We start from the raw sequence: 26,253 nt of genomic DNA, 5'->3' as shown, positions 1-26,253 counted from the left end.
TTAATTGCTCTTAACCGTGACAGTTACCTTGGCTGTTTTGCCAGCGTAGCTGATCGTGATGGTCACTCTTGTCCTTGGTTTGGCTTCATCCAAGACAAGAATACGTCCAGACTCATCAACCTCTACCAGTTCGGGCTTGCTGGATGTGAACTCGATACCCTCCGCTTCAGTAACGTCTTCTTCTGCATCATTACCAAGAATCGCCATTACCTTGAGCTGGGCTTCTTCCCCTTGGGCTAGCTTGAGAGATTTCGGCTCGATCTCAATCCTTTTCAGGGCACTCTCCCCGACGACATAAGAGGCCGCGGTCGTTACTGAAAAGATCCCTAGATCGTCTTCTTTTGTCACCTGAATCGCTTTACCCTTGAGTCCAATTGCTGGTCTCCATATATTGCTCTTGTATGAGAAAGCTTGGAGCTTGGAGCTTGTGTCATCAGCGACTGGCAGACCCAGTGTAAAACCTGTTTTACCGAAGCTGGTCACCTTTTTGCCATTGCTCCACACTTGCAATTGATACGCTTCTCCAGGGTTCGGCACACCTTTCCACCCGTTCCCATTTTCTTCTGTCAGAGCGAGGGCAAACTTCCTTGCACGTTGAGCCGAAAAATATGCGCTTGGAACCTCTACCCATGCCTCGCTCTCCAAGGTTACGCGAATGCCTACCTCTTTTTCCTTTAATTGTTCAACGAGCTTCTGTTCTAGGGTCACCGTCGGATCAGCAGATTCTCCCTTGCGAGAACCCGTATCGCTCGCATCTTTATCGCCTTTTTTCACCTGAACGAACAGCACAGGTGCAAAGCCGATCTTTTCTTTCACGGACTCGACTGCTTTCATGAATTCCCCGAGTATCTCCAGAAGTTCATCTACTTGTTCATCATCTGCCTTGATCTCATCCCCATCATCTACGACGACAGTGCCAAGCTTTTTCAAAAGCTCTTCTGCCAGTGTGCGGACATGTTTGGCTAGCTCTTTGGAAATATCCTTTTCATCGAGCGGCTCCAGTGCTGTTTTCGCCAAGCTCGTCAAGGAGGCAAGTGCCAAGCGGGCAATCTCTTCATCCTCAATGCCATCTTCAGTGAGCGGGTCAAATGCTTTGTCCAAAAAGCTCTTCGTTACATCTTGGAGTGTCTCTTCACTGATGGTTCCCCGCTCGGCCTGCTCGGCTACTGCCTCGAGTACAGTCTTGATTGTATCCGTGACTGTCTCCCATTTCTCAGTTGGCGTCCATTGCTTGGCCTCCAGAAGTTTTTCCAGATGGCTGAGCACTTGATCCACCTGTCCTAAAATGATTTTCTCCTCGCTGCTTGTAGAGATGGCCTGAGCTGCTTGCTTGTTCAACTCTCGCTGCGAGTCCGGTGTCGGTGTTCTGTCCGGCGGTGTCACTGGCGGTGGGGAATCCGGCTTGGCTGGAACCTGCACGGTCAAGGCTGTAGTTTCCGCTGTCGATTGATCGGACGCTCGCGTGACCTCCAAAACAAGGTCTACATTCGTCTGGCGATATGGCGGTGTAATTTTGCCGTCCAGCGCAATGACTGCTGGATCACTAGACGACTTGATCGCGATAGTAAAGCCTGGAGGTACTTCTGGTAGCTTCAAGCGTGTCTCACCCGCTGCGGGCTGTGTGAGCTGCGTAATGCTTTCCGCCACTTCTTGTGCTGTTTTTTCCGGCGTGCCGCGATCCTTCAAGTCCAACTGGACAAGGACAGGATTATGGTCACTCACACGCCCCTCGTTCTCGGTCAAGCCAGCGTTGATGTGAACGATGTCAACCTTCGTGTCATCCTCCAAATGGTTGCTGACCAAAATTTGATCCAAGACCTGAGAGTTCCCTTGGTACACGTACGTATACTGCTCACCCTTCGGCAGTTTCTCCACCATATTGGTCAAAACGCCATCTGCCAATTCCTGCACCGGGTTTGAAAACGGGAAATCATTGAGATCACCCAGCACCACAACATTTGCGTTCGCTTCCGCTGCATGAATTTCTTTTACAAAGCTATTTAACACACGGGCAATCTTCATTCGCTGAACTTCACTGACCAGCTGTGGCGGCTGATCTTTTCCAAACAGCGCTTGATCTCCACCCTTGGAGTTGAAGTGGTTGGCGATGACAATGACTGGCTCGCCTTGGAAAATGAACTCCGCTGCCAGTGGCTTACGGCTCGAAGCAAAAGCTGCATTGGTCGGATCTACCCGTCCTGGATTGTGTGACAAATGCGCTACACTATCTCGTGTCTCGATTTGCACCGCATCAGTCGCGCCGCCTGGCGTTCCTGCTGCCAGCTGTACCCGTCCTGGGTTGTAGAAGAAGCCGACACGGATGTTTCCGCCTGGCTGTCCACCATCCTGATTGTTCTGTGGCGCGATATCGATGTATCGGTAAGTCGGGCCATTTTTGTTTTCCATTGCTTTGATCAATGCATCCGCAGACTGTGTCGCATCTGTTTGCCCATTGTCCGTTGGTCCATTATTATCCTGCATTTCCACCACACCGATAATATCCGGCGCCTTCATGTTGTCCACAATCGTCTCGGCGATGCGGTTGATTTTGGCGGAATCGGTTTTTGCCGAGAAATTCTCGATGTTGTACGAAGCGATTGTCAGCTTATCATCTTTTGGCGAAATACTTGTCACTTGCGGCTCATAATGGCTTGGCTGTACCGTAAATGACCGTGTATGGAACAGCTTGTAATTCGCAAAGCTGTAGTCGATGATGCCTACCAGCGGTCCGTCAAATTTGTCGCCGACTTTTACCTCTCCGGTAATCGATTCGAGTTTGTCCGATACCGTGATGCGCTCAGGGTGAAAATCATTGGCTTCCAGTACCACTCCGCCGGCTGGCGTACGCGGCTGACTCGGATGGGCTCGATCATCGATGACGACAAATTCTGTTGCGCGTGGATTGGTAAACGTCTTGGTTTCGCCAACCACGATTGGATTGTCGATTTGTACCAGCATGCCCTCGAGGCTTTCCCAGAAGTCGATGCCGTCTTGGTCTGGATCGAATTTGCCGAGGCTGTCGTTGTCGATAATTCCTTTCGGATATTCGTAGTTGTCTTTACCCAGGATGAGTGGTTCTGGGAGTCCCTTTGCTGGATTTACAACGGCGTACGAGGTTGCATCAATTTGCGTCTGGGTGAGGTCTGTGCCCGCCCTGTTCGATGGTACGTATTCCTTAACCGTGCCGCTAACCGTTACTTCATCACCAGGGGCGACCGTTGCTTTTGGCTCGTAAACGTAAATGCCTTCAGAGGTAAAGGGGTCTGCGTCCGGTTGCGGGTCTTGCATATAAAAGCCTTGTACATTGCTGCCGCTTCTGACGATAGCCGTTACGATTCCCGGAACATTGGTCACCGTTCCATCCGCCATCGGTGAACGGTGCGTGGCTCCTTGAATGTCATGGATACGAATGTGATCTTTTTGAATCACATAGCGGAAGGTCGTTAGATTGCTGTCTGTGTAACCATCCTTGACAGCTATGGCTGAAAGGGTCGTATCCGCATCAATCTGGATCGGTCCCGTATACTTGATGCTCCCTCTGCTCGGCGTTGAACCATCTACCGTATAGAGGATCGTAGCGTCAGCCATCGTCGTCGAGAGCGTGACTTTTGTTCCTTTTGTCACCATAGGACCAGCTGGGCTGGCTGTGACCATCGGGACTTTATTCTCGTCCTCGACGAGATCAGCCACAGTGCGCGGCACCAGCTTGTAAACATTGCGGTCGTAGTTCACCACGCCTGTTATAGCTGCATAGCTCTTGTTCACTGGAAGTGTCAGAGAGGCATCCGGTCGAGACACAAACGTACCGTGCTGATCCTCCAGCGTGTAATTGCCACTTGATGCTGTTTTGACAGTAACCACCTTCACAGTTACCAGCTTGCCTTCCAAAGCCTCTCCTGTAGCAGCTGCAAAATCAGTAGAAGTTACTACTTGCGGGCTAGGCACACCTGCTTGCTTTTGCACCATTTCCACGTTATCGGTGAGCGCTTCGAGTTGAGCAAGTCCATAATAATCACTCATTTTTCCGGTAGCTCGGATCTTGTCTCCCACCTCAATTTTGCCAGTCAGCCCTGACGCACGAAGTACGAGTCCTGCCGTATCGTCTTGGAAGTAGACGTTGTTTTGGCCGCCCGCTTCAAACATCGCCGTCACCGTTCCGACGACAATCACGTTCGTGCCTACCGGAGTGTTTCTTGCTTCTGCAATCGTAGTCGAACCTACGGCTGACTTGGTAATGCTAACTTCCGGGCTCTCAAACGACTTGCCATATTCCCCAGTTGTTTGCTGCGTTATGAGAATATAATCCAACTGGTCAATGTTTGGAATTGTAAAAGAAAATGACCCGTTCGCCTGTGCCGTTCTTGTTTCTTTGTTACTAAGCATTAGCGGTTGTTTTTGCGGATCGTATGCACGCAGGATCGCATTCCCTGCTGCCGCACCTGCTACTCCTCGCAGCTCGCCCACACCGTTCAATGCTTGCAGGCTGACTTTATCCTGAATCATAGCTGGGCTGGTTACCGCTGGCCTCAGCTCGATGCTCGTGCTTTCCTTCTTGCTCCCTTCCGTTGCTGTGAGATAGACTCCCTGCGCATTTGGATCGGGATTGGCAAAAGTCAGCTCGATCAGTCCGGACGCATCCGAATCTTGCTGGGCCAAAGGAGTGTCGTTACCTGTTCCTGCAGGCTGACTCGCATAAACCTTGATAGTTCGCCCCAGACCGACATAGCCGCGAATTGTTGCTTGGATAGGATCAGTATGATCAAAAATAAGTTCCGTAGCGTTCAACTTATCGGTCACGTCTGTTGGTAGCGGCGCTTCTACTGGGCTTTGCGTGTTTTTTGGGGTAGGAGCCCCCGTGATAAAATCATTGCCGTTGTTATTGGTATCCCAGCCATTTCCTCCGTTCGGCACAATGCCGCGCTCGTCGCTAATGCGTTGGATGCTGGTCGTATTCGAGGGAGCTGGTGCTGATGAGTTGCCTTCAGATGAATTGGCAGTACCAAAGCCAACCATATCTACGACACTGGCCTGGGAGGTGACATCTGCCCCTGCTAACGGGTCACCATTGTTAACCAGCGCAACCTTCCCATTCGTCCCTGACAAGTTCAAAGTCCCGCTATCGTCAGGAGTTGGCAGTTCCCCTCCTCCTGCACCCGATGTTGCTAGCTGAACCAAATAGAAGCCGTAAGGGGCTATGCTTCCAGTCAGCCCTGCCTTTTGCCACGCCGTTCCTGTAGCAGAAGCATACTGCACTGACCAGCCTCCAACCGAAACAGCCTTGACTGTCGGGTTATACAGTTCAATGAAGTCATTCTTGTAATGGGCACCAGAGTTTCCCCCACCTCCATACACCTCACTAATCACCACATGATCAGCCCGCGCAGCTTTTGCCTGTGGCATCCACCCGGTCGGTAAAACTGTTCCCATCATGACTGCGGCTATTAACGCCAGCTTCGGCCATCGGGAAGCACTTCTTCTTTTTTTCATCATTCTTGCATCATTCCTCCTCACATCATTCGGAAGTAGCTACTATAAGATGGTAAATGTATAACCTGAATCTTATGTAAATTTGATGTAAAGTTTGTATAATCCTTCTAAACATGGAAAAATAAAAACCGCCAAGCTCCATCTTCCTTGGCGGTTTTTCTCTGTTTTTGTCAATTAGCTTTCGTCTACTTTCATACTGCGTGCGATATATAGAACCGGTGTCGAAGCTGCCGATACGACAAACTTGATCAGGTAGGTAGTCAATAGGATTTGCCACCATACGTCCATCGGGAATTCTCCTAAAAAGGCAATCGTACAAAAAGTAACGGAGTCAAGCATCTGACTGAAGAGCGTGCTTCCATTATTGCGAATCCAGAGCTGATTTGGACCTGGACATTTTTTCTTCAACCACGAATAGATTTTTACGTCGACAAATTGGCTGACAAAATACGCACACAAGCTACCCAATGCCACTCTTGGCATCAAGCCAAAAATCGTCTGCAAGGAACCTTGGGCGATATCTGTTTCCTGTGGTTCAAACACCAGCACGAGCTGCATGATGATCGTTGCCGCAATTAAGGTAAAGAAGCCGAACCACACGGCTTTTTTCGCTTCTCTTTCTCCATACTTCTCGTTCAATAGATCGCTTACCAAATAAATAGATGCATAGATCGTATTGCCGAGCGTCATGACCAAACCGAACATCTCGATTGTTTTGACAACCTGAATGTTGGCTAGCACAGTAGCCATTCCGATCCACGCGTACAGTCCCATTCTGCCGAATAATCGGTAGCAGAGCAGGAACAGCCCGAAGTTAACCAGAGCAAAAAGCACTCCGATCCAAAAATTAAACATATGATTTCCTCCTAGTTTTGATAACGCGGGAGTTTACGAACCGCGGCCCGTTTTGAGCATTCAATCATTTTACTTGCATTCGCTTATTTTATCAACCATTCTCGAGGCATGCACAGCAATCGACATGCGGGACACCAACACTATTCCCTCATCGACTAAACCGGCTAATGCTAATGAAACGGTTTCTCTAGTCGCCCCCACCATGTTGGCAATCTCCTGATGGGAGAGAGATACGGTCAATTTCCAAAACGGCTCTTCTGCTTTTCCAAACCGCTGACATAATTGAACCAACAAATGCAATACGCGATCCCTAACCGATTCCAAGGCCAGCTTTTCCATCCTCTCCTCTTGTTCCCCCAATCGTTTTGACAACTGCAACATCATTTCTTTCAGGCTTGGTGGACATGCTTTCAGCATTTCTTCCATCCGAGTCGCACTCCAATGAGTAAGGGTCGTTTTTTGCATCGCTTCAATGTAAACAGCGCGTGACCCTAACACCATTTCCTCAATCTCGCCAAAAACAGCTCCTGGTCCCAGCAATCCCACGGTAAAGGACTTTCCCTCCTCGTTCAGCCGGGAAAGACGCAGGAGTCCCTTTTGAATGAAGAAAATGCCCATTCGAGTGTCGGTCGGTGTCTGAAATACTGTTTTCTTGGCTAGAACGATTTGCTCACTCATGATGCAACCCTCGCCATTCCAAATAACTAGTTGCCTATACTTTTATGTATTTAGATCTATTTGTCAATCACCTCTTCCTCCTCCAATCGAGTAGGAGGGAGTGACTAACTCCCGTCCTCTCACACCACCGTACGTACCGTCCGGTATACGGCGGTTCATCAAGCTTGACGAAGAACAGAATATCGTTGTACTAAACTTTTCAGCCCTTGTTGTTGCCAGTATGCAACTCCGAGGGCTTTGTGTATTTGAGGAGTCTTTGTGGAACGCCACGCACCCTTTCGGGTGTTTGCAATTTCTATTGCTTGGACGTGTGATAAACCCAGAGAACGAAGTTCTCGATATCGGGTTTTTATTCGCTTCCACTGAGACCACAAGCAAAGTCGGAGTCTACGCCGTATCCATTCTTCGATGGATTGTAGAATTTTCTTTGCATCTGCAAGGGCGAAATATCCAACCCATCCCATGAGATACTGGTTTAGCTTCCGAATCCTTTCATCCATAGAGATGCTCCATACCGGATTTGTGATGAAGCGGATTTTCTCTTTCAACTTCAGAAGTGATTTTGGATGAAGCCGAATCCTTGCTTGCTTTGCGTTAGTGAAACTGAAACCGAGGAACTTACGTTTCCAAGGTCGATCCACTGCACTTTTCTGCTCATTTACTTTTAGCTTAAGTACCTTCTCCAAGTAGTTTTGGATACTCTCTTTTACCCGTTCTCCCGCCCGCTTTGTTTTCACGTAGATGTTGCTATCGTCTGCGTATCTACAAAAGCGATGTCCTCTCTTTTCCAGCTCTTTATCCAAGTCGTCAAGCAGGATGTTCGCCAATAACGGACTAAGCGGGCCACCTTGTGGTGTGCCTTCTACTGCCGAGAGGCAGACTCCATTGATCATGATGCCTGCTTGTAAGTATGCGCGAATAAGTTTCAACAAAGCTTTGTCTTTTACTTTTCGGGCAACCCGACTCATTAAAATATCGTGATTTACCCGGTCGAAGAATTTCTCTAAGTCCATATCTACGACAAAGCGATATCCTTCGGAAATATAAGATTGTGCTTGTCTCATAGCGTCATGCGCACTGCGATTCGGTCGGAATCCGAAACTGGATTCTGAAAAGTGGGGATCGAATATGGGAGTAAGAACTTGGAGAATGGCTTGTTGGATTAAGCGATCTATCACGGTAGGAATACCTAATAACCTTACCCCTCCGTCAGTTTTCGGGATTTCGACTCTGCGGACAGGGGAAGGTTTATAGGTTCCTTTCATAATCTGTTCTTTAATGGTTAACCAGTGTTCACGGATATAATCGCGCAGTTGTTCGGTTGAAACACTGTCGATTCCCGCCGATCCTTTGTTTCTTTCCACTCTTTCGAGCGCCACTAATAGATTTTCCCGTGATAGGACTTTCTCCAACAACTCCATGACGATACCCTTTCCTTCGCACGCATCCTTCTAGTCTTGTCGGTCAATACTCAGCCCTCTCTTGTACCCTCAGGGCTTCACCCTTATTCTCCAAGAGTAGTTCCTTACGGAATTCTGCTTCACAGTTTGATCACGAAAGTGATTAGCGGATGTGTTGACTTAATGTTCAGCCCTTCCCCGTTCAAGCGTCCTATACTTGGGTACTATGGCTTCTGCTGACTTCTGCATGTTCAGCGACTCCTTACGGAGACGGTTACCAACATTTGAAGGCACTTCATGCAGACCTCCCCAGGTAAGAACGATAACTTTCATCCCATGTACCTGCCCAAGTTTACTGCTGTATTCCTTGGCTGTATAGGGCTTCGTCTTGTTCAGCAGACTCGCCCGAATACAACAGCCTCAAATTGGATTCGTGTACCTCAGGTCGGGACTTTGCCGCCGGCTTCCTCCAGATTCCACCTCACGGTAGACACCCTTGCCTTGAGCTAACGGTTGGTACAGCCAACCCCCGTTCGGGACTTACACCCTAGAGTTATCGCCCATGCTGGGCGCACTGAAAAAATGACCACCTCATAAAAGGCGGCCATCTCTTACCTTGATACAGCTATACCCAAAACACAGGATAAGCACGTTTCTTATGCATGTTATTAACGAACAGAGCAATCAGCACAACTACTACTGCACCGATAAGTACCGGAGACAATAAAAACTCCCACCCCTTGCCATCCATGACAATGACGATCGGATTGGCACCCGCAGGAGGATGCGTCGTTTTCGTCACATGCATAGTGACAATCGCAAGACCGACACTTAGAGCTACTACCCACAGCTGCGATCCGCCTATTTGATAGAGCAGCACACCAACCAAGCTGGTGAAAAAATGCCCCCCGATGATATTGCGCGGCTGAGATAACGGCGAATCCCAGGCCACGAAAGCAAGCACACAGCTTGCTCCAAATGAAGCCATCAACCAGACCGCAGTAGTTAATTCCGTCAGCATGCCCAGTACCCCTATCGTCACTAATCCGCCAAGGCCCCCAATCAAAGCAACCGAGCCAGATATTTTCAAGGGCGTTCTACTTCTCCCCTTCATTTTGGCTACAAAATCCTTTATGCTCCATTCACCATTCATCACAGCCACCTCCTGCTCACATCGTAGCAAGTGACCCTTCCTTGTTCTGTAAGCTATCGTACAAAAACATAAATAATAGCTAGTTACCTAGATATTTAGTAAAATAAAATACAAACCCCAAACTGTGAGGCGAATATCCATGACTCAATCACTTGTGCGGCTAAATGCAGACTTTCCAATCCCGATCCATGTGCAAATCAAAGAACAATTGAAGCTTCTCATTGGCTTAGGCCACCTTCAATCGGGTGAAATGCTTCCACCTGCTGCCCAATTAGCCGATCAGCTGCAAGTCAACCGCAACACCATTAATGCTGTATACACACAGCTACGGGATGAAGGTCTCGTCCATATGCAAAAGGGTCGTGGTACCTCTATCGCCGACAAAGCTGCGATTGCTGCCTTTCGCATGCGTCAGCAATCGCTTTATGATCACGCCAAAACCATCATGACTGAAGCACAGCAGCTTCCGTTTTCGTTGGATGAGCTTATGCTTGCTTCCATTGCTTACGGACACTTGTTTCTTTCCCGGTCCAAAAAAGAAGCCCGATGGCTCTTGGTGGAATGTCACGAGCATGATCATCCTTTTTATCGTAAGAAAATAGAAGAGATCATCGGTCACCCCATTCAGGTTGCCTATCTTGAAAACCATTCAGATGTCCTCTCTGCCTTACAAGATGCCGACCAAATTGTCACCACCGTCAACCATGCAGAGGAAGTAAAAGAATCAGCTGTTCGTTATCATAAATCGGTCCTCATCATTGGAGCAAATGCCCAGACGAGCACCCTTTTGGAAATCGCTCGCCTGGAGGCAGGCCGGGCAGTTGGGTTTGTTTGTCTCGGAAAAAAAGGCGGAGAATGGATGGCGGGACGCGTACAAGAGGCAGGTATCGAACAGATTCAACACATGACCGCAGGATTCGCTGATGAACGCTCCTTGCACCAGATTATCCACGATTCTGATTTGCTCTATGCCTCCTCTGCGGTATATGATCAGCTCCTCGCGCTAGCTCCAGACAAAACACGTCTCTATCCTATGCTGTTGGAGCAAAGCAGCGAGGCACTGCTAAAAGAAGCGAGCAACCTCCTAGCACCTTAACCTTTACCTGTTACTGATTTGTAGGATTTATGTCGATAGTCTGTAACCAATGCATCCGCCCTATCGTACATAATGAACGTATAGCAAGGACAAGCACAAAATACAGCAACGACACTTTTCATCATGATCAGTCAGCAAGACTGGGGAGGAGATTCATCACATGAAACACATGAAACACTTGAACAAACTCGTAACAGGGACGGTACTTACTTCTGCACTTTTCACTGGTGGGTATGCCATTACAGCAGATGCAAGCAACACAGCCGCTACACCAAAAGGCTTGCAAGAGATTACGAAAAAAACAGCAGACGTAACGGGTGACAAGACCGTAGACACAGTCGTTCTGTACGGAAAAAAAGAGAAAAACAGCCCATACGTGAAGGATCTCACTATCAAAGTAACAGATGGCAAAACGAAGAAATCTTTTAACATTGACGTGAAGGACGACGGCTACGAGCCGAAGCTGTCCGTTCAAGATTTCACTTACGATAAAAAAGGCGAGATCATGGTTACTGCAAGCACGGGCGGAAGCGGCGGCTACACAACCAATCACATTTACACTATTAAAGATGGAAAAGCGAAAGAGCTCAGCCTGCCAGGTCTGGATAAAAACAAAGCAGGTGTAGTCGGAGCGGACTTCGTCGAACTGAAACCAATCGATCTAAACAAAAATGGTCTCTACGTACTGGAAGGTACAGAGCGTCTGACTGGTGATTACAATGCAGATGTTCGCGGCTACCTCAAATCAAAATGGAAGTGGAACCAAAGCAAATGGGAATTGATGAGTGCCAACTTCGAACCAGCTGTAACACCACTCGAAGTCTATCATGATACTTTCAAAAGCCAAGACTCTGCCTTTGCTTTTAAAGGTCCAAAATCTTGGAACGGCAACATCCTTGTCGAGGAAAAAACTGGCCCACATGCAGACGAATTCTTGCCAGAAGCAAAGAGTGTAACCCGCTTCATCTTCAATGCTGACAAAGCAGAAGATCGTGCAACTGCTGTCGTTATCACTGCGTTTGACCTGAATGACTGGAAAAAACTGAACAACCCGGACGAGCCGCCAATCGGTGTCGAAATTGCACGTAACCAAGCAACCAACACGGCTTATGTAGTAAGCTTGCCACAAGACTCCGTATTTGACCCAGCAAGCAAAGAAGGGAAAAAATTCATCCCTCTGATGATGTCTCTAGACCAAGTAAAACAAGCATTTACGCTGGTAAAACGATAATCAATCCGCATCTCTCCACGCAATAATCCCTTTGCCTCTCTCATAGGCAAAGGGACTTTTTTTGTTGTTAGGGAGGTTTTCTGCTTACAGCTTCGCAAGTCTTTTTTGCCTCTCCTCTTTTTCAGCCGCATCCAGGTACTCGAACAACCCAAGACGATTTCCCCATGGATCGGCGAACGTCCCCCACTTGACTGGTACTTCTTCTCGTTGAAAAATTTCAAACGGTTCGATTTGTAGCTCGTTGATCAGTCTTTCTTTTTCCGCTATTTCACAACCCTTGCGCCACTTTCTAGAGAACAGAACAAAAAACCCCCCGACTCAAGTCGAGGGAAAACTACTCTTTTATGTGAATATCGGTAGCATGAGATTCAGCAAGAATAATCCCGCGATGACGTACATGAGCGCAGGCACTTCGCGACGTTTGCCCAATGCGAGCTTCATGAGCGGATACGCTACGAATCCAAACGCAATTCCATCTACAATGCTGTAGGACAACGGGATAATTGCGATGATCAAAAAAGCAGGGAAGCCTTCCGAGAAGTCCTTCAGATTGATATTCTGTACGTTTTGCAGCATCAGTGCGCCAATGATAATGAGCACCGGAGCAATCGCTCCATCTGGAATCATTTTGATGACAGGAAGCAAACCAAGTGAGAGCAGGAACAAGGTACCTGTTACAAGCGCGGTCAGTCCTGTCCGTCCTCCCGCTGCGATTCCTGCTGCGGTCTCCACTGTCGATACTGTAGGACTGGTTCCCAAAAGGCCAGAGATGGCAGCCGACAACGCGTTTGCTTGCAGCGAACGGCGGAACTTCTGCGGCTGTCCAAGCATCGCGGTATGCCCATGAATCAAGCCAATATTTTCAAAGACGATGACCATCGCCAATGAGAAGGTCGCGATCCAAAATGGCAACGTCCAAATGGCGGAAAAGGAAAGACCCGCAAATACTCTTCCGTAATCCGCGAACGAGAACGTTCCTCCCCCTCCTGGCTCGACAATCCCGAACAAAAAGCCAAGTCCTGTACCAACCGCAATTCCGATCAGGAAGTTGCCCGGTACATTTCGAACAAACAAAATCAACGTAACAATCAAAGTAATCAGCGTGACGATCACATGCGGGCTGGACAAGTCACCCAGCGCGACAAATGTAGACGGATTCATGACGATCAGCCCGCCTTTTTGCAGACCGATGAAGGTTAAGAACAACCCAATCCCTACGGTAATCGCTTCTTTTAGCGAAGCAGGAATCGCATTGGACAATATCGTCGCAGCCTTGGTAAAGGCAATCACAGTAAAGATCAGACCCGAAACAAAAACAGCAGCCAACGCTTGTTGCCAAGTGAGGCCCATGGATTGGCATAATGTGAACGTAAACAGAGCGTTGATCCCCATGCCGGGAACCAGAATAATAGGAGCATTTGCCCAAAAGGCCATGAGAAGTGACCCGATAAATGCCGTCAATACTGTCGCCAGAATGCCTGCTTCCATCGGTATTCCAGCATCATTTAAAATCGAAGCGTTTACGGCAACAATGTAGACAATGGTGACAAAGCCAATAAATCCGGCGATGAGTTCCCTTTGAAACGTCGTGTCGTAAGCGCGCAAGTGAAATAGCTTTTCCATCCACGTACGCACAGATTTTCCCTTCTTTCCTTTATGTCTATTCCATGAAGTGAAGATTCACAGGAAACATGCTATCATAGCTTCATCAATATGAAAAATATCCATAAAATCTAATTTTCATATCGTTTTCATATGGAACCATTCTCGTAAGGAAAGAAGGGCGTGTGTGTGGATATTCGGCAATTGCGTTACTTTATTGCCATAGCAGAAGAAGGTCAGATAACGGGGGCAGCTAAAAGACTGAACATGGCCCAGCCGCCTTTGAGTCAGCAGCTGAAGCAAATGGAGGAGGAGCTCGGAACCATGCTTGTTGAGCGCTCAGGAAAACAAATGGTCCTGACAGAAGCAGGCATCACTCTTTATAAACAGGCGCTTAATATCGTTCATCAAATGGAGGAAGCTCTCTCCGAGGTAAAAGAAACAGGCGAAGGCATTCGTGGGACACTTTCCATCGGTGTCAGTGCACTGTCGGCCTATCGCCTGCCAGAACAAATTCGTGTATTTCAGCAAAAATACCCGCTCATCACCTATAAAATTTGGAAAGGCGATACGCAGCTTCTCAATCAGTGGCTGGAGCGAAGAACCATAGAAGTCGCTATCGTACGCCTTCCCCACTCGTTGAACAACTGCACCATGATTCCGTTGGAGGAAGAGGATTTTGTGCTCATCGTTCCAGCCACCTCTCCCTATGCCAATCGCACAGAAATCGAAATGCGCGAGATCGCCGAGCTCCCACTCATCATGCCGAGCACACCAGGATTGGGCATTTACGACTTGATTATCAAGGAATTCTCCCGTCTAGGTGTAGAACCGCACGTCATCTGCGAGTGCCCGGACATCTCTCTCATCGTCAGCATGGTCGCCTCCTCGGTCGGTTCCTCCATCGTCCCCATCTCAGCGTGGGAAACGCATCAGAGCGAACAAATTCGCGGGATTCGACTCTCCGGAACTTCCATTTATTCTTCCGCTGCTGTCGTTTGGCAGTCTGGACGCCATTTGTCCAAAGCAGCGAATCGGTTTATCGAGACGTTTTCATCGTAACTCCATTCAAGGGCGGCCCATCCGGAATAATCTTGGAAATCCCGCGGGATGATAACTATTACCATTTCTTGTAGATTCCCGGGAGGATAAAGATGACTTTCCTGATATCCTTGGTCATTGTATTTGTTATTGTGCTGTTCGGCGCGATTTCTCCTGAGCTTTTCGCCTCTGCGGCTTCTCAAGTCCTGAAAGTGACCACGACGAATTTTGGCTGGTTTTATTTAATCGTGACTTTCGGTTTTCTGATTTTTTGCATCTTCCTTGCCTTTAGCAGATACGGACAAATCCCTTTGGGGAGCGACGATGACGAGCCGGAATATTCGCTCCCTACCTGGTTTGCTATGTTGTTTTCTGCTGGGATGGGGATCGGTCTTGTCTTTTGGGGAGTGGCAGAGCCCGTCTCTCATTACTTCGCTCCGCCAGCAGGTGTGACTGGACAAACGACCGAAGCCGCACAAACTGCTCTGCGCTATGCGTTTTTTCACTGGGGCCTGCATCCCTGGGGGATCTACGCTCTCATCGCGCTCACGCTCGCGTATTTTCAATTTCGCAAAGGGGCGAAGGGCTTGATTTCCTCCACCTTTGGCCCGCTGCTCGGTGAACGCATACACGGACCGCTCGGAAAAGGGATCGATATTTTGGCTGTCATCGCCACGGCATTCGGTGTCGCAACCTCACTTGGCCTCGGAACTCTGCAAATAAACGGAGGCTTGTCTCACCTCTTTGGACTGCCGTCCAGCACCACCGTGCAAATCGTCATTATTTCCGTGATTACCGTGCTATTTCTGCTCTCTGCTACGACCGGACTGGATCGGGGTATCAAGTATTTGAGCAATACGAATCTGGTATTCGCCTTGTTGCTCCTCCTGCTAACGCTCGTATTGGGACCAACCTCGTTTATTTTTGACGCCTTCACCAGCACGCTGGGCAGTTATTTGAATAACCTCATCTCGATGAGCTTGCGGCTGACCCCTTTTACCCAAGGAACATGGGTAGCCAACTGGACGTTGTTTTACTGGTCGTGGTGGATTGCCTGGGCGCCGTTCGTCGGCATGTTTATCGCACGCGTCTCCAAAGGTCGCACGATCAAGGAATTCGTCATTTGCGTGATGCTCGTCCCCAGTTTGTTGAGCTTTATTTGGTTTTCGGTGTTTGGTGGAACTGCGCTTCATCTCGAAATTTTTGATCAAGCGCCTATAGGGGCAGCGGTACAAAGCGACATCTCGACTGCGTTGTTCCTCGCACTGGAGCAGTTGCCCATGGGGTACATTCTCGCTGTCGTTGCAATTCTGTTGATCATCACGTTTTTTATCACATCAGCGGATTCGGCTATTTTCGTGCTCGGTATGCTGTCTTCTGATGGGAATCTGGACCCGTCGAATCGGGTAAAAATCACCTGGGGCGTCCTCCAATCCGCAATCGCGATCGTTCTATTGTTAAGTGGTGGCTTAGAAGGACTGCAAACAGCCTCTATTGTGGCAGCGCTACCCTTTACCGTCATTATGGTCCTGATGTGCTTTTCCCTTGTCATGGCACTACAGGAAGAAGACCGGATTGCGAAAAAGAAACGGAAGGATCAGCAGAAGAAGCTGGAGAGGTTGTTGAAGGAGTTGTAAAAAGGGGACGCTGTCCATCGCGTCCCCCCCTTGTTATTCATTGGTTGCTTTCGCCTCAGATGTTACCTCAATCCCGTTTCTGCGAAACAGCGCCGCCGTCAGCCCGACACCCGGCACTTTTTTCCCGGAAAAACTGCCATCGTAAACGAAGGAGCTTCCACAGGACGGGCTGTTTTCCTTTAAGATGGCGGATGTGGCTCCAACCGTTTTCGCCAGCTTTAGCGCTTGGTTCGCCCCCATCAAAAATTCCTCGGTGACGTCTCGGCCTGTGTCGTCTATGATGCGTGCTTTGCCATCCAGAACATCTTCTCCAGTTCCCCCGATGATTTCTGCTGGCGGTCGCGGTGTTGGCAAACCTCCCAGCTGTTCAGGACAGACGGGAATGGCCTTTCCTTCCCGGAGCAATTGCTCCAGCTCTTGGTCCAAGCATGACTTCTGATCGTAACGGCATTCACAGCCGATTAAACAGGCACTAATCACTTTCATAACAACCGTCCCCCACCTTTTTATCTATCTACAGCTTGCGCAGCTTCACGCTTTGCACCATATGATTCTGCCCTTTGTCCAAAATCAATTGCGCGCGAACACGCGTCGGCAAAATGTTTTGGCGCAGGTTGGCTCCATTGATCTCCGTCCAAATCCCGGTGGCTACCTCAGTCGCCTCTTCGTCAGACAAACTCGCGTAACGCTTGAAATACGAGGATGGATCGGAGAACGCAGTCTGACGCAGTAGCTTGAATCGCTCTACATACCATTGCAGGATGTGTTTCTCTTCCGCATGAACGTAAATCGTGAAGTCAAAGAAATCGGAAACAATGACCTCGGAAATACGAGCATCGTTTTCGTCACCTTTAGGCGGTTGCAGCACATTCAAGCCTTCGACAATCAAAATGTCAGGCTGTCTGACGGTCTGCCATTCATCTGGCACGATGTCATATACAAGGTGGGAATAAACTGGCGCTTTCACTTCAGGCAAACCCGATTTTACTTCGGATAAAAAGTTGATAAAGCGGCGCAAGTCATAACTCTCCGGAAATCCCTTGCGCTTCATGATTCCTCTGTCTTCTAGAACCTTGTTCGGATACAGGAATCCATCGGTCGTTACCAAATCGACCTTCGGATGATTCGGCCAGCGGGATAACAGCGTCTGCAAAATGCGAGCCGTCGTACTTTTGCCCACAGCCACACTGCCTGCGATACCAATAATGAATGGAACCTTGCCATCCTGGTTCCCTAAAAAAGTGTGGGTCGCCTGGTACAGCTCCTGCGTGCCCCCGACATACAAATTCAGCAGACGGGACAAGGGAAGGTAAATGTCGGAGACTTCGGTCATGGACATTTTCTCATTCAAGCCCTGCAAAAGGGAAAGCTCGTTATCAGATATGGTCAACGGCGTGGAAGCCCGCAGAGCACTCCACTGCTCGCGATTAAATGTAACATAGGGTGATGCCATGGGAATGTACATCCTTTCCATCATGAAAGTGCTTTCTTTAAATCATCACAAAGTTAGTTTACACCAGCATGTCTCTCTTGGGAACAAGGGGGTTGTCCCAAATCAGACCAGCTCTGCACTTTGCTTTCCTGAGTACATAGGAAAAAAGCCGATACCCCATGGCATCAGCTTTGCTTGTAAAAGAATTTCTCGTTATTTTCCCAAGTGGGCTTGCAACATCCACACATGCTTTTGCAAGCTGTCCATGATCCCTAAGAACATATCCCCAGTCGCTTCATCGTCCCCTGCCTCCGCGGCTGTAATCCCTTCTTTGAGCTCTTTGATCAGCAGTGTAAAATCGCTTACGACTGCCTCTACCATCTGATCCGCAGACTCTCCACCTGTCGCTTCCTTAATGGATGCCTGCTCCATACAAGCCTTCAACGTCGAAACAGGCTTGCCCCCAACCGTTAACAGCCGCTCCGCCAGTGCATCTACATTTTTCGCTGCCTCGTTATATAGCTCCTCAAATTTTTCATGCAGGGTAAAAAAATTCGGGCCTTTAACAAACCAGTGATAATGATGCAGCTTCATATACAGCACAGACCAGTTGGCCACCTGTTTATTAAGTACGTCGGTCACGGGCCGACTCATTGTCATACTCATCCGGACGCTCCACCTCTCATGGTATAGATATAGCGTTTGTAGTATGTGGTGGATTGGGCGGTTCTATTCTTTTCATGTACAGAGCCGCATCTAATTTTTGATAACGTACTACTTATTCAATAAGCTCCGCGTATTTAATTTTCACAAGAAAATCCTCTAATACTCCCCTAGTCGCAACGCCAGCTCTGGGAAGCAATTCATTTACGCGAACGAGCATGGCAGGATTGTCACGTATCATTTGTTTCGCTTCTAGAGTCGTATAGCTTCTCAATGTATCTACACAGATCACGAAAAGTTCCTCATCATCCGTATCCAGCAACGATAGTAGGATGTTCAGTTCATGCTCGTTACAAGAACTGTCCAGACAGTACGCGAGTTTTCGCTGCCATTCTAACGGCTTCATCAGCACATGACTGGACAGGTCTTCCCAATCCTGTTGGCTAAACTTTGCTAGCATGTCAAACGCTATTATGCAACCAACGTCATACCAATAATCAACGGTATTTTGGCAGCCTGTTATGAAAACATCTAATTCTTTGTACATGCTAGTCACCTCTTTTCAATATTAAAGTTTTTCTCATATCTTCCAAATATAGTTCTATCTCTTTCTTGTTGTGCGTCATCTGAATGTAATAACATTTCCATTTCCCTTTCCACGGCCAGCGATCAAAATTACAGTGGATGACCGTAAAAATACTTTTGACCCTTCTCCCATTTTTTGTTTGCCAGACCTTTCACATAGCTTACATAATCTTTATAATTCTCGTTCGTGATTACGGTGTGGTAGTCCCCAGGTACTTTTTCACCTGACCAAGTCGACAATAAAGATGGAATAAGTTCCATTCGGAGCATTTGTTCATGATTGGCAGCGATAAATACCCTTTGCATGAGTATTTTTGTCAGATCCCCAAGAAAGGACAAATTTTGATGATAGTAATATTGCCCCGCATCGCAATCTTCCATGAAATCTTTGTAATACTCACCAATCTCATCAACTGTCGCATTATCACCCAGGTGTTCTTTGAAATTGATAAAGCAGTCAATCGAATCTCTGATCATTACCGAAGTGTCACGAATGGAGTCCCACTCTTCCAGCAAGGCCATCAGATATGGAATGACTTCAAGGGAAAGTGTCGTAATAGCCTCAGACGCAAAGGTATCCACTGCCGCTTTGTTCCCTTCTCCAAGGGGTACCGCCAGCAAAACGCAGATTTACAACGCTAAGGACTTCTGGACACAAAAATAGCCGGTTTTCACCACGTTAAGGGTGTTGTTTGGTAAAAATAAAGTATTAGACTGACGATAAATCATTAAGCTAACGGGTAGTTTTGTTCATTTAGTGGCAGAAATTTCGGTATAATATTAGTGCTTGGTTTTGTGGAGGGGCATTAGACCTTACAACATGAAGAGGAGAATATCTCAATGAAATTAACCGTGCTGGTTGATAATAATACTTATATCGACCGCTACTTTGTTGGTGAGCCAGCTGTTTCTTATTTAATCGAAGATGAAGGTAAGAGGATACTGTTCGACGTAGGATACTCAGATGCGTTCATTCGCAATTCAGAAAAGATGAGAATTGATTTAAGAAAACTCGACTACGTTGCGCTGTCACATGGACATAACGATCATACCTGGGGATTGGATCCGCTCATCCGAATGTTTTCTGAAGCGAAACTTGAACATTTAGAATTCAGACTTCCAACCATTATTGCTCATCCCGATGTATTCTACAGCAAACTCTTGAATGGTGAAGAAATAGGGAGTTTGCTAACTGCTGAGAAAATCACTAGGCACTTTAAATTGGAATACACAAAAAAGCCGGTGTGGCTGACGGAGAAGTTGGTCTTCCTAGGTGAAATTGAAAGGACTATGCCTTTTGAAGAGGATAACGCTATTGGACAAATTGTAAGAGATAGCGAAATTTCAGAGGACTACCTGCTGGATGATTCTGCACTGATTTATAAAGCTGAAAACGGTCTTGTCATCATTGTTGCATGCTCACACTCAGGAATCTGCAATACCATTGAGTATGCCAAAAAAGTTTGTGGAGACGATAGGATTCTCGATATAATCGGAGGATTTCATCTCCTAAACCCTGGAGAATATCAGATGAACAAAACCGTGGAATATTTTCAGACTGTCAAACCGAAATATTTACATGCTTGTCATTGTACAGATTTGAAATCGAAAATTGCATTATCAAATGTGGCGAATGTATTGGAGGTTGGAGTGGGTTTAACTCTTGAATTTAGATGAGACTCATTACGCTAACGAGTAACGTTAGTTGAATGACAATAGCGGCAGTCTAAGACTTGCTATTGTGATATGATCCCCTCATAGTGGACAGAAAAAAGTAAGCACCTTACTCTGTCTATTATGAGGGGATTTTCTCATGGGAAAAATCAGAAGAACTTTTGACGCTGCCTTTAAGAAAAAAGCAGTGGATTTATATTTGAGAGATGGAATGGGTTATAAAACCGTAGCAAAAAAATTAGGTATCGAACCTTCTGTCTAGCCGAAGTCTCCAGAAGTGGATATTACAGATGGATGAAAAGGCAAGCCATCACCTCTCCAAAGCAGCTTGAAGATGAGCAGGTAAAGGAGAAGATCGCAGAGTGTTTTCATAAAGTCCGGGGAATCTATGGGTATCGTCGGATTAAAGTATGGATCGAGAAGAAATATGAACAGCATATAAACCGCAAACGTATTCATCGATTAATGAAGGTTATGGGGCTTTTTGACAGTAATCGGGGGATCGCCAACATTCCCAAATATTTCACAGGTTAGTAGCTCGAAAGGGTCATATAGTTTGGCAGGATCAGCGTATATAATGATCCTTGCAGATGAAATAAATAGATTAAGGAGCTACCAGAACCATGAGTGGATTAACAGATAATGATTTACAGTTAAAATCAGTGGTTCAGAAGGGAACGAAACCCTCTATATATCTAACAATGTGGAGATGGCATTTCTATGCCGGGCTTATTTGTGCTCCCTTTATTTTTATACTTGCAGTTACGGGAGCCGTTTACTTATTTAAACCACAGATTGAACAGTGGATATATCATGATGATTACTATGTCGAAGCACAAAATGAAAAATTACCGGCTTCTAAGCAGATTGATGAAGTGATGAAAAAATACCCCGAAGCAAAAGTGACAAAATATCGTCCGGGGGAAGAGGCGACTCGTTCGGCTGAAGTTAAAATCAACCTTAAAGGTGAGTCCGTCACTGTTTTCGTGAATCCTTATACCGGTGATTTAATTGGTCAACTCAATGATAAAGACCGTTTGATGGATAAAATTGAAGAATTTCACGGTGAATTGATGTTAGGCACAGTGGGGGACAGAATTGTAGAATTGGCTGCTTGTTGGTCGATCATCTTAATCGCTACAGGCATATATTTATGGTTTCCAAAACAAGGAAAGATACGGGGAGTTATTATCCCCAGATTAACAGGCGGCAGAAAAAATCTGATTAGAGACTTACACGCAGTTCCAGCATTTTGGATTTCAGCGGGTATGCTTTTTTTAGTTATAACGGGTTTACTTTGGTCTGGTTTTTGGGGGAATAAGGTTCAGTATCTTGCTACAAATGCAGGGGTTGGCTACCCCCCTTCTATTTGGGTAGGCAGCGCACCAACTACCACGGTAAAGACAAAAGAAATTGCCGAAGTTCCTTGGAATGCTCAAAATCTGGACGTACCTTCTTCCAAAATCCAGGGATATGTTCCGGTATCTGTTGATGATGTTGTGGATATTGCGACCAGTTTAAAAATTCACCCGAGTTATACGGTCATTTTCCCGAAAAAGCCAGAAGGGGTCTACACGTTATCTGTTTTTCCGCCAAAAGCCAAAGACGAAGCAACCATACACATTGACCAATACACAGGAGCTGTATTAGCGGATTACCGATATGATAACTATAAGCCGATAGGCAAATTGATGGCATGGGGGATTACTGTTCACAAAGGATTAGAGTACGGGCTCCCCAATCAACTTATCGGTCTTTTGGTTTGTATAGGAATTGTGGGCGTTGTTGTCAGCGGTTTTATCCTGTGGTGGAAACGTAAACCAAATGGTCATATAGGAGCACCAAAAGTACCGGAATTAAAGAAAATGAAAGGCTTAGTCGTTATCATTGCACTCTTCGGGATATTGTTTCCGTTAATTGGATTATCCCTGATCCTGGTTTACTTGATTGATTGGCTTATTATTCAACGAGTCCCGATTTTCAAAAGATACCTTAACGCATGATAATGTTACGAAGCAAAGGCGGTAATAAACGAGTGAAAATTTACGTTCAATTTCTTTCCATCTTGCTTTTCAGTTTATTCCTAACCGCATGTTCGGTAGATAAAGAGGCAGTTAGTCTTTACAAGCAAGAAAAACCCCTTGAAATAGATATTTCTGTGCCTCATCCGGTTTTACTGAATAAACCACAGCTGTTTAAAGCAGTTCTTCATCAAAACGGGAAAGTTGTGGATGATGCGGAGGAAGTTCGTTTTACTATCTGGAAAAAGGATAGTTCCAACAAAAATGAAACCATTGCTGCCACTAACGTTGACAACGGAGTGTATACCGTAGAGAGAACAATTGATAAAGAAGGTGTATACTATGTCAAAGTAAATGCAAGTGCAAATGGTTCTAGAATAATGCCAACAAAGCAATTCATTGTAGGTGAAATAACGGAAGAAATTGACTCGGTAAAAAAACAAGATCCAGAACAAAATCACGAGCACCATTAACAGAATATCTATTGAGGGTCGGGTGAAATCCCGGCTTTTTTCTTTTCGAATTCTCTATAAAGTCTGTACAAAGTCCAACATAGGGACTTCGGTGGGGGCTGTAAATCCTTGCGGCCTGCTTGAAAACCGGCTACTTTTGGGACAGATCCCTTAACGTTGTAAATCTGCGTTTTGCTGGCGGTACCCCTCCAAGAAAAAGAAGATGATTGGAATCTCTCAAGTCTTCGTGTGTTGAGATGGAGCAAAACACTCTAATACACAGGTTTAATAGAGCCTCGTCATTCGTGTAATTCATGAGCTGAATAAGTAGTCGTTTTTGCGTGAAATCTCCCAATTTGAATAGTTCAATCAGATGAAATAAGGCTTCGTGCTCTGTGGTTGCACGTAACAGGTTTTCTTTTATAGTAGATGGGCTGGAGGATGATGGTTGCCCAAACCAAATGTTGTTTGAAATGCTGGTGTTTTGTTCCATTCCCTATTCACCGTCCTCAGTCCATTATCGTGGCTTTTTGATGTACGTTGCTGTGTGGATATCATTCTGCACTACCCACTCCTCAACTCCTTTTGCATCTACAAATCGTGTTTTATAGAGAAGCGCTCCATCTAGGACTGCACCTTTCAGATTAGCATGAGAAAAGTTGGCGTAGCTCAAATTTGCTCATGTCAAGTCAGCATAACTAAGATCGGCATCATCATGATATTTATCCTATAACCCCCTCTACGAGTAAATCATCAGAAGTGTGCTTAGGGAGAACAACTAGGACCTAGAATGAAATCTGTGTCTTTTTCATATAAAAAAACCACAAATTACTCATTTCCCTTTTTACTGTCAATCATAAGCTATTTCTAGATTGACAAAAGGAGGATTACTATGGCGCATAAAGCGAAAGCGAAGGTTAGCCCCCAATTCAAAAGGCTCTGTACCCGATTTGGAAGAATATTAGGGGGCGAGTCGGAAGTTGAGAGTGGGCCGGTTTGTTTTGTCATGCGGCTTGCAAATCTTCGAGAAACAATCTTGGGAAGACGAACGCTTTCCCCTTTAGTTCGAGCTCAAATGTTTTCGTTTGAATCCCTTGATAGGTCGGGCCGTGCCCTTTGTTTGGGAGAGACTGCCGTTCACCAAAATCAAGTGAACCGCTTGATGTCGAATCTCCGCAAGCGTGGGATTAAAGTGACGGCACTTCACAACCACTGGCTAAAAGAAAATCCGCGCTTAATGTATATGCATTGGGAAGCGATAGAGAATCCTATCGTATTCGCCAGGAAAACCAAAGAGTCCATCGCATTCCTGGGTTAACATGGTGGAGCCATGAAGTTTTCATTTCATCATAATCGAAAGGATGACGAATATGGGCAAAGCAAAGGCAAAAGCAAAGGCAAGTCCCCAATTTAGAAGACTGTGTAACCGATTTTCAGCCATTTTAGGTGGAACTGAGCATGAAATTACACGAGGTCCCGTCTGTTTCGTTTCCAGAAATAGAATATTCAATGCGTCCATATTAGGCAGAAAAACAACATCCCCGTTGGTCCGCTATCAATTGTTCTCATTCGAATCCTTGAACAGTTCAGGACGTGCACTATGTCTAGGGGAAACGGCTCTCTTCCAAAACCAAGTAAACCGTTTGCTGTCAAATCTTCGCAAAAACGGGATAAAGGTAACAGCAGTCCATAATCACTGGCTCTTTGACAACCCGCGTCTTATGTATATTCATTGGGAGTCGATCGATAATCCCATTGCATTCGCCAGGAAAGTGAAGCGTTCTATTGCGTTTTTGGGGTAATCATTGGTATTGATACAGAAAACAGCAGCAGTATGACGTGGTAATATCGTCCAAGACTGCCGCTCAGTTTCAAACCAAAAGCCCGAGATTTCGTAAAACGGCAATCCACGAATAGTATCCCCTGAATCTCCGTACAATTGCGGATTCACGGGATATTATCATTTTCGTTACTACTTTCACCTTTTCTTATTGTCTCGCGCGTTTTGTTTCACGAGTTGCTGTGTAATTGTATTTCCAATCAGGTAGGCTGGTGCAGACGTGTTGCCATCCACTGTGAATGGAATAATCGAATCATCAGCCAGCACGATTTTCAACGGATCATTGCTTTGGATTTTTATGGAACCACGGCTTTTTGGTTTTAGGAAAAGGATAGCGACCGTCAGTTTCCCTTTTGAGCCAATTCCAATCAGTTGGACTGCCCGACGAGTTTTGTTTGAGCCTGGAGTGGGATCTGGCAAAAAGGCCCCACCTGTAAAAAGCGCATTTGGATCATCCTCAGGCAATGGATTATCTTTCGGATTGGCACTAAACTCAGCAAAGTTGAGCGTGTGGTTTCTAAGACCTTTGCCTACATGAGGGTTGGCGAAAACAACCGGGATTCCTTCGTCCTTAAGCATTTTGGCGGGACCGATTCCAGAAAGCATTAGAAGCTGAGAACTATTGATGCCTGCTGAGATGATTACTTTTTTCCGAGAGTAGGCTCGCACGCATTTACCCTCTTTGAGAAATTCTACGCCAATTGCTCGCTTATTCTTAAATAACACCCGAAGAACCGTTGATTTAAAGAAAACTTGCAGCTTTCGACAATTGGCTCCTTGACCAGCAGTAGTCATGATATCCGATGATAGAAAAGCGGTGGAAGCACTTTCTCGATGGCTGACACTAATTTTTTGGACATGGGTGTTGGATTTTCAGGTGCTTGCCGAATGTCGATCAATCCCTTATAGCCACGAGCCTCTTTATTGTTTGTCTTTCCATTGTAATTCTCCATTTTTCGGAAAGTGCGAGTTGCATTCTTTGGTGACCAAAGAGGCCCCAGCAGCTTCTCCCATTGCTGAAAAACTGCTGACGTAGGTCTTACATACTGTTGTGTGTTAATAGAGGTGCCTCCACCCAATAATCGCCCCGTCGTCCATTCAAAACTTCGTTCATTTACTTTTTCCTGAGGTACTCCTTCTCCTTGCCAAAAATATTGAGGAAGATACATCTCCTCCAGCTCTAAAGCAAATGTTGAGTTGCTAATTGGCGTGTCCCTATCATTATTTTCTCCTGCTTCCAATACGAGAACGGATGTTTTTTTATCGTCCGTTAGTTTTCTTTGCAATAACAGATCCTGCTGGACCGGTGCCCACAACAATGTAATCAAAAGTGATTTTCCCATATGTGATCTAAAGGAAATTGGGTTAATGTAGGGTATTATTCATGAATGATGATGGTGAATGAT

25 protein-coding genes and 2 pseudogenes are annotated in these 26,253 nt (G+C 46.4%); 11 read left to right on the top strand and 16 right to left on the bottom strand.

The window, feature by feature from the left end; all coding sequences use genetic code 11:
* The 5 genes from ACUUHJ_RS07270 to ACUUHJ_RS07250 all read right to left on the bottom strand — a co-directional run bounded on the left by ACUUHJ_RS07270 (position 1) and on the right by ACUUHJ_RS07250 (position 9,573).
* On the bottom strand, positions 1–5,490 hold the full coding sequence (locus ACUUHJ_RS07270) for a chitobiase/beta-hexosaminidase C-terminal domain-containing protein (protein ID WP_472298551.1): 5,490 nt from the start codon (positions 5,488–5,490) through the stop codon (positions 1–3).
* Positions 5,491–5,661: 171 nt separating this feature from the next.
* Positions 5,662–6,342: a queuosine precursor transporter gene (locus ACUUHJ_RS07265; RefSeq protein WP_472298550.1), complete on the bottom strand. Its 681-nt coding sequence runs from the start codon at positions 6,340–6,342 to the stop codon at positions 5,662–5,664.
* A gap of 69 nt (positions 6,343–6,411) precedes the next feature.
* The gene (locus ACUUHJ_RS07260; protein WP_142495322.1) at positions 6,412–7,020 is read right to left on the bottom strand and encodes a Crp/Fnr family transcriptional regulator; all 609 of its coding nucleotides are present in this window, start codon (positions 7,018–7,020) and stop codon (positions 6,412–6,414) included.
* Positions 7,021–7,178: 158 nt separating this feature from the next.
* Positions 7,179–8,441 carry a group II intron reverse transcriptase/maturase gene (ltrA, locus tag ACUUHJ_RS07255; RefSeq protein ID WP_106834678.1) on the bottom strand — a complete coding sequence of 421 codons (1,263 nt, stop codon included), beginning with the start codon at positions 8,439–8,441 and terminating at the stop codon, positions 7,179–7,181.
* A 604-nt stretch (positions 8,442–9,045) separates the two neighbouring features.
* The gene (locus tag ACUUHJ_RS07250; RefSeq protein WP_142495321.1) at positions 9,046–9,573 is read right to left on the bottom strand and encodes an HPP family protein; all 528 of its coding nucleotides are present in this window, start codon (positions 9,571–9,573) and stop codon (positions 9,046–9,048) included.
* A 139-nt stretch (positions 9,574–9,712) separates the two neighbouring features.
* On the opposite strand from ACUUHJ_RS07250, the gene ACUUHJ_RS07245 reads away from it, so the two are divergent.
* Positions 9,713–10,669, top strand: coding sequence for a GntR family transcriptional regulator (locus ACUUHJ_RS07245; RefSeq protein WP_472298549.1), 957 nt, complete (start codon positions 9,713–9,715; stop codon positions 10,667–10,669).
* A gap of 160 nt (positions 10,670–10,829) precedes the next feature.
* Complete coding sequence (locus ACUUHJ_RS07240) at positions 10,830–11,900, top strand: hypothetical protein (protein ID WP_472298548.1); 1,071 nt, start codon at positions 10,830–10,832, stop codon at positions 11,898–11,900.
* An 84-nt stretch (positions 11,901–11,984) separates the two neighbouring features.
* Here the strand turns inward: ACUUHJ_RS07240 and ACUUHJ_RS07235 are convergent.
* Positions 11,985–12,161: pseudogene (locus tag ACUUHJ_RS07235) on the bottom strand (VOC family protein); the annotation flags it as partial.
* Positions 12,162–12,242: 81 nt separating this feature from the next.
* Positions 12,243–13,535 (bottom strand): NCS2 family permease, encoded by a 1,293-nt coding sequence (locus ACUUHJ_RS07230; protein WP_472298547.1) that lies wholly within the window; start codon positions 13,533–13,535, stop codon positions 12,243–12,245.
* A 156-nt stretch (positions 13,536–13,691) separates the two neighbouring features.
* Between ACUUHJ_RS07230 and ACUUHJ_RS07225 the strand changes: the two genes are divergently transcribed.
* Positions 13,692–14,564, top strand: a complete 873-nt coding sequence (locus ACUUHJ_RS07225) for a LysR family transcriptional regulator (protein WP_173625549.1) — start codon at positions 13,692–13,694, stop codon at positions 14,562–14,564.
* A gap of 92 nt (positions 14,565–14,656) precedes the next feature.
* Entirely contained in the window at positions 14,657–16,180 is a 1,524-nt protein-coding gene (locus tag ACUUHJ_RS07220) for a glycine betaine uptake BCCT transporter (RefSeq protein WP_472298546.1), read from the top strand.
* A 33-nt stretch (positions 16,181–16,213) separates the two neighbouring features.
* Here the strand turns inward: ACUUHJ_RS07220 and ACUUHJ_RS07215 are convergent, their stop codons facing one another.
* The 5 genes from ACUUHJ_RS07215 to imm47 (ACUUHJ_RS07195) form a co-directional block, all read right to left on the bottom strand.
* Positions 16,214–16,666 carry a 2-thiouracil desulfurase family protein gene (locus ACUUHJ_RS07215; RefSeq protein WP_142495314.1) on the bottom strand — a complete coding sequence of 151 codons (453 nt, stop codon included), beginning with the start codon at positions 16,664–16,666 and terminating at the stop codon, positions 16,214–16,216.
* Between the two features lie 28 nt (positions 16,667–16,694).
* Positions 16,695–17,633, bottom strand: coding sequence for a type I pantothenate kinase (coaA, locus tag ACUUHJ_RS07210; protein WP_472298545.1), 939 nt, complete (start codon positions 17,631–17,633; stop codon positions 16,695–16,697).
* Between the two features lie 192 nt (positions 17,634–17,825).
* Positions 17,826–18,278 carry a Dps family protein gene (locus ACUUHJ_RS07205; RefSeq protein WP_081437224.1) on the bottom strand — a complete coding sequence of 151 codons (453 nt, stop codon included), beginning with the start codon at positions 18,276–18,278 and terminating at the stop codon, positions 17,826–17,828.
* Positions 18,279–18,390: 112 nt separating this feature from the next.
* Positions 18,391–18,822, bottom strand: a complete 432-nt coding sequence (locus tag ACUUHJ_RS07200) for a hypothetical protein (RefSeq protein WP_472298544.1) — start codon at positions 18,820–18,822, stop codon at positions 18,391–18,393.
* 128 nt (positions 18,823–18,950) lie between these two features.
* Positions 18,951–19,481 carry an Imm47 family immunity protein gene (gene imm47 / locus ACUUHJ_RS07195; RefSeq protein WP_472298543.1) on the bottom strand — a complete coding sequence of 177 codons (531 nt, stop codon included), beginning with the start codon at positions 19,479–19,481 and terminating at the stop codon, positions 18,951–18,953.
* 219 nt (positions 19,482–19,700) lie between these two features.
* Between imm47 (ACUUHJ_RS07195) and ACUUHJ_RS07190 the strand changes: the two genes are divergently transcribed.
* The 5 genes from ACUUHJ_RS07190 to ACUUHJ_RS07170 all read left to right on the top strand — a co-directional run bounded on the left by ACUUHJ_RS07190 (position 19,701) and on the right by ACUUHJ_RS07170 (position 23,028).
* The gene (locus tag ACUUHJ_RS07190; RefSeq protein ID WP_289676656.1) at positions 19,701–20,537 is read left to right on the top strand and encodes an MBL fold metallo-hydrolase; all 837 of its coding nucleotides are present in this window, start codon (positions 19,701–19,703) and stop codon (positions 20,535–20,537) included.
* Positions 20,538–20,673: 136 nt separating this feature from the next.
* The gene (locus tag ACUUHJ_RS07185) at positions 20,674–20,796 is read left to right on the top strand and encodes a transposase (protein ID WP_289676655.1); all 123 of its coding nucleotides are present in this window, start codon (positions 20,674–20,676) and stop codon (positions 20,794–20,796) included.
* A gap of 32 nt (positions 20,797–20,828) precedes the next feature.
* On the top strand, positions 20,829–21,068 hold the full coding sequence (locus ACUUHJ_RS07180; protein ID WP_289676654.1) for an IS3 family transposase: 240 nt from the start codon (positions 20,829–20,831) through the stop codon (positions 21,066–21,068).
* A gap of 89 nt (positions 21,069–21,157) precedes the next feature.
* On the top strand, positions 21,158–22,537 hold the full coding sequence (locus tag ACUUHJ_RS07175; protein ID WP_436406352.1) for a PepSY-associated TM helix domain-containing protein: 1,380 nt from the start codon (positions 21,158–21,160) through the stop codon (positions 22,535–22,537).
* Positions 22,534–23,028, top strand: coding sequence for a FixH family protein (locus tag ACUUHJ_RS07170; protein ID WP_472298542.1), 495 nt, complete (start codon positions 22,534–22,536; stop codon positions 23,026–23,028). Before ACUUHJ_RS07175 ends, ACUUHJ_RS07170 begins: the two co-directional genes overlap by 4 nt.
* A gap of 181 nt (positions 23,029–23,209) precedes the next feature.
* On the opposite strand, the pseudogene imm47 (ACUUHJ_RS07165) reads toward ACUUHJ_RS07170, so the two are convergent.
* Both imm47 (ACUUHJ_RS07165) and ACUUHJ_RS07160 read right to left on the bottom strand, forming a co-directional pair.
* Positions 23,210–23,500: pseudogene (gene imm47, locus ACUUHJ_RS07165) on the bottom strand (Imm47 family immunity protein); the annotation flags it as partial.
* 24 nt (positions 23,501–23,524) lie between these two features.
* Positions 23,525–23,680, bottom strand: a complete 156-nt coding sequence (locus tag ACUUHJ_RS07160) for a pentapeptide repeat-containing protein (RefSeq protein WP_354142417.1) — start codon at positions 23,678–23,680, stop codon at positions 23,525–23,527.
* 219 nt (positions 23,681–23,899) lie between these two features.
* Between ACUUHJ_RS07160 and ACUUHJ_RS07155 the strand changes: the two genes are divergently transcribed.
* Together ACUUHJ_RS07155 and ACUUHJ_RS07150 are read left to right on the top strand one after the other, a co-directional pair.
* Positions 23,900–24,325: a DUF1259 domain-containing protein gene (locus ACUUHJ_RS07155; protein WP_289676651.1), complete on the top strand. Its 426-nt coding sequence runs from the start codon at positions 23,900–23,902 to the stop codon at positions 24,323–24,325.
* Positions 24,326–24,377: 52 nt separating this feature from the next.
* A complete protein-coding gene (locus ACUUHJ_RS07150; RefSeq protein ID WP_289676650.1) occupies positions 24,378–24,809 on the top strand; it encodes a DUF1259 domain-containing protein in 432 nt (143 codons plus the stop codon).
* A gap of 176 nt (positions 24,810–24,985) precedes the next feature.
* Here the strand turns inward: ACUUHJ_RS07150 and ACUUHJ_RS07145 are convergent, their stop codons facing one another.
* Together ACUUHJ_RS07145 and ACUUHJ_RS07140 are read right to left on the bottom strand one after the other, a co-directional pair.
* Complete coding sequence (locus ACUUHJ_RS07145) at positions 24,986–25,642, bottom strand: GMC family oxidoreductase N-terminal domain-containing protein (RefSeq protein ID WP_436406351.1); 657 nt, start codon at positions 25,640–25,642, stop codon at positions 24,986–24,988.
* Complete coding sequence (locus ACUUHJ_RS07140; RefSeq protein ID WP_472298541.1) at positions 25,639–26,175, bottom strand: GMC family oxidoreductase N-terminal domain-containing protein; 537 nt, start codon at positions 26,173–26,175, stop codon at positions 25,639–25,641. Before ACUUHJ_RS07140 ends, ACUUHJ_RS07145 begins: the two co-directional genes overlap by 4 nt.
* Positions 26,176–26,253 lie beyond the last annotated feature (78 nt).

Source organism: Brevibacillus schisleri, from assembly GCF_055685845.1.
This window is presented reverse-complemented; position numbering and strand designations above follow the sequence as displayed.

What these genes read in the sequence shown, in the direction of transcription:
- ACUUHJ_RS07190 (WP_289676656.1), top strand. Translation starts at nt 19,701, where the DNA reads ATGAAATTAACCGTGCTGGTTGATAATAATACTTATATCGACCGCTAC.
- ACUUHJ_RS07185 (WP_289676655.1), top strand. Translation starts at nt 20,674, where the DNA reads ATGGGAAAAATCAGAAGAACTTTTGACGCTGCCTTTAAGAAAAAAGCA.
- ACUUHJ_RS07245 (WP_472298549.1), top strand. Translation starts at nt 9,713, where the DNA reads ATGACTCAATCACTTGTGCGGCTAAATGCAGACTTTCCAATCCCGATC.
- ACUUHJ_RS07205 (WP_081437224.1), bottom strand. Translation starts at nt 18,278, where the DNA reads ATGAGTATGACAATGAGTCGGCCCGTGACCGACGTACTTAATAAACAG.
- ACUUHJ_RS07265 (WP_472298550.1), bottom strand. Translation starts at nt 6,342, where the DNA reads ATGTTTAATTTTTGGATCGGAGTGCTTTTTGCTCTGGTTAACTTCGGG.
- ACUUHJ_RS07180 (WP_289676654.1), top strand. Translation starts at nt 20,829, where the DNA reads ATGAAAAGGCAAGCCATCACCTCTCCAAAGCAGCTTGAAGATGAGCAG.
- ACUUHJ_RS07270 (WP_472298551.1), bottom strand. Translation starts at nt 5,490, where the DNA reads ATGATGAAAAAAAGAAGAAGTGCTTCCCGATGGCCGAAGCTGGCGTTA.
- ltrA (WP_106834678.1), bottom strand. Translation starts at nt 8,441, where the DNA reads ATGGAGTTGTTGGAGAAAGTCCTATCACGGGAAAATCTATTAGTGGCG.
- ACUUHJ_RS07240 (WP_472298548.1), top strand. Translation starts at nt 10,830, where the DNA reads ATGAAACACATGAAACACTTGAACAAACTCGTAACAGGGACGGTACTT.
- ACUUHJ_RS07150 (WP_289676650.1), top strand. Translation starts at nt 24,378, where the DNA reads ATGGGCAAAGCAAAGGCAAAAGCAAAGGCAAGTCCCCAATTTAGAAGA.
- ACUUHJ_RS07250 (WP_142495321.1), bottom strand. Translation starts at nt 9,573, where the DNA reads ATGAATGGTGAATGGAGCATAAAGGATTTTGTAGCCAAAATGAAGGGG.
- ACUUHJ_RS07260 (WP_142495322.1), bottom strand. Translation starts at nt 7,020, where the DNA reads ATGAGTGAGCAAATCGTTCTAGCCAAGAAAACAGTATTTCAGACACCG.
- ACUUHJ_RS07175 (WP_436406352.1), top strand. Translation starts at nt 21,158, where the DNA reads ATGAGTGGATTAACAGATAATGATTTACAGTTAAAATCAGTGGTTCAG.
- ACUUHJ_RS07145 (WP_436406351.1), bottom strand. Translation starts at nt 25,642, where the DNA reads ATGACTACTGCTGGTCAAGGAGCCAATTGTCGAAAGCTGCAAGTTTTC.
- ACUUHJ_RS07170 (WP_472298542.1), top strand. Translation starts at nt 22,534, where the DNA reads ATGATAATGTTACGAAGCAAAGGCGGTAATAAACGAGTGAAAATTTAC.
- ACUUHJ_RS07200 (WP_472298544.1), bottom strand. Translation starts at nt 18,822, where the DNA reads ATGTACAAAGAATTAGATGTTTTCATAACAGGCTGCCAAAATACCGTT.
- ACUUHJ_RS07215 (WP_142495314.1), bottom strand. Translation starts at nt 16,666, where the DNA reads ATGAAAGTGATTAGTGCCTGTTTAATCGGCTGTGAATGCCGTTACGAT.
- ACUUHJ_RS07155 (WP_289676651.1), top strand. Translation starts at nt 23,900, where the DNA reads ATGGCGCATAAAGCGAAAGCGAAGGTTAGCCCCCAATTCAAAAGGCTC.
- ACUUHJ_RS07220 (WP_472298546.1), top strand. Translation starts at nt 14,657, where the DNA reads ATGACTTTCCTGATATCCTTGGTCATTGTATTTGTTATTGTGCTGTTC.
- coaA (WP_472298545.1), bottom strand. Translation starts at nt 17,633, where the DNA reads ATGGCATCACCCTATGTTACATTTAATCGCGAGCAGTGGAGTGCTCTG.